This is a genomic window from Dysgonomonas sp. 520 (assembly GCF_010501095.1).
In the GTDB taxonomy this organism is placed as follows: Bacteria; Bacteroidota; Bacteroidia; order Bacteroidales; family Dysgonomonadaceae; genus QVMP01.
In genome coordinates this window covers 1-2,246 of record NZ_QVMP01000054.1, presented here as the reverse complement: position 1 = coordinate 2,246, position 2,246 = coordinate 1, and the positions used below count along the sequence as shown (strand labels likewise).

2 protein-coding genes and 1 pseudogene are annotated in these 2,246 nt (G+C 34.5%); all 3 read left to right on the top strand.

Features of this window, described 5'->3' with window-relative positions; all coding sequences use genetic code 11:
• The first annotated feature begins 100 nt into the window (after positions 1–100).
• On the top strand, positions 101–1,027 hold the full coding sequence (locus D0T56_RS16460; protein WP_163321257.1) for a site-specific integrase: 927 nt from the start codon (positions 101–103) through the stop codon (positions 1,025–1,027).
• A gap of 255 nt (positions 1,028–1,282) precedes the next feature.
• Positions 1,283–1,753, top strand: a pseudogene (locus D0T56_RS16455) (tyrosine-type recombinase/integrase); the annotation flags it as partial.
• Between the two features lie 11 nt (positions 1,754–1,764).
• Positions 1,765–2,246, top strand: a 482-nt coding sequence (locus D0T56_RS16450) for an ORF6N domain-containing protein (protein WP_163321256.1), incomplete at its 3' end; no start/stop codon positions are given.

The following is a 2,246-nucleotide window of genomic DNA, read 5'->3' as shown; positions in this document are numbered from 1 at the left end:
CTGTAAACTCAGGAAATCTCAAATTTGGACAATTGAGGATATTTGATACTCAAAACCTTTTCTGTATATTCTAATGATTAATAACATAAAATCAGATAATATGACAGAAAAAACGAAAATCAGTAAAGTAATCGAAGCCTGGAAAGAGGACAAAAAACAGTATGTGAAAAAGTCTAGCTATTCAGCCTATATGTTGCTGATTGAAAATCACTTGCTTCCAACCTTTGGACATCAAACTGAAATTAAAGAGGCAGAGGTTCAGGAATTTGTATTCCGAAAATTAGATGAAGGCTTAAGCCCCAAAACTATCAAGGACATTCTGATAGTTTTAAAAATGATCTTAAAATTTGGAATGAAAAATAAAGTTTTCGAATATCAGCAATTCGATATACAATTCCCGACCGAAAGGGTTAGCCAAAAGATCGATGTATTAAGTAAAGTAAATCAGAAGAAAATAATGTCTCACCTTCAAGAGCATTTTACATTCAAAAATTTAGGTATATATATTTGTTTAAGCGCAGGAATTCGTATCGGAGAGGTTTGCGCCCTAACATGGGAAGATATTGACACTGACACTGGGATTATCTCTATTCGAAAAACAATTCAACGTATATATGTTGTTGATGGAGATGTAAGACATACCGAGCTTATTCTTGATACTCCTAAAACGAAAAACTCGATTCGAGAAATTCCTATGAATCGTGATTTATTGAAAGTTTTAAAACCGATCAAAAAAGTGGTCAATAATTCCTATTTTGTATTAACAAATGAACCGAACCCGACCGAACCTAGAACTTATCGAAATTATTATAAAAAATTAATGAGAAAGTTAGATATGCCCGATCTCAAATTTCATGGGCTCCGACATAGCTTTGCAACTAGATGTATTGAAAGTAATTGTGATTACAAGACGGTTAGCGTAATCTTAGGACATTCCAATATCTCTACAACATTAAACCTCTATGTTCATCCCAACATAGAACAAAAGAAAAAATGTATTGAGCAAATGTTTAAAACCTTAAAATAGAATTGAAGGAGTTGTCCTAATGCAGAACGACTCCTTCTCTATATACTTATTCTATTTCTTACGGAGAAGATTTATAATCGAAAAAGATTTAAAACACTACGAATAGTTGAGAACTTTATTTATCTTTGAAAAGTTATCCGAAGTTTGCATAGCGGAGCAAACTAAAGTCAAAAGAACCGTTACCAAATCGTTACCTCTCCTAAATAAGCTCTTTGTAATCAATTGATAAGGAGTTGATAAATTCAATAATACTGCTATTTGAAAGAAATCGGAACAGTCTGCGGGATTGATAAGAATTTGAGCTATCACCTTGCAAGACATACGTTTGCAACCCTTACTCTGACCAAAGGGGTGTCTATCGAAAGTGTGTCGAAGATGTTAGGGCATACGAACATCAAAACGACCCAAATTTATGCAAGGATCACAGATGTTAAGGTTAGCAACGATATGGCTTCATTTGCCGAAAAACTGGAACAAAAAAAGATAAAATCCAAATCTAATTTAGATAAACTATTTGAATGTTTGTCTTTAGGTGAAAAAATGGCATTATTTAATCTTCCTGCTACTCTATCCGATGATCCTGAAAGAACAAAGCGTATTTCATTTATGTGGCAAAGCCTATCGGAAGAAGAAAAATCTTCTCTTTGGACGAATACTTTTGAAAAAGAAGATGCTTTTTCCTTCAAGCCAATGATGAAAGTTCAAAAATTAGCAGTAAACCAATAAAATACAATATCATGGAACTACAAATCATACAAAGTAAGATTTATGAAATCAGAGGAATGCGTGTTCTTTTGGATTTTGATTTAGCAGAAATGTATCAAGTAGAAACAAAAAATCTGAAACGTGCTGTAAGGCGTAATATAGAACGCTTCCCTGAAGATTTTATGTTTGAACTGACAGAAAGTGAAAACGAAGACTTGAGGTGCAATTTTGGCACCTCAAGTTGGGGAGGTAGTCGTTATCCCCCTTTCGCATTCACCGAACAAGGGGTTGCCCAACTTTCGAGTGTGCTCAACAGCCCTTTAGCGATTCAAGTAAATATATCAATAATAAGGGCTTTCGTTGCTTTACGTCAATATGCACTGGGTTACGCTGAATTAAATCGTAAATTGGAGGATTTTATGATCGAAACCAATATGCAGTTCAGCGATATTTATCAGGCTCTTACGGAACTTGCTTCACAGAAGGAACAGGAAAACAAGCCCCGTAAGCGCAT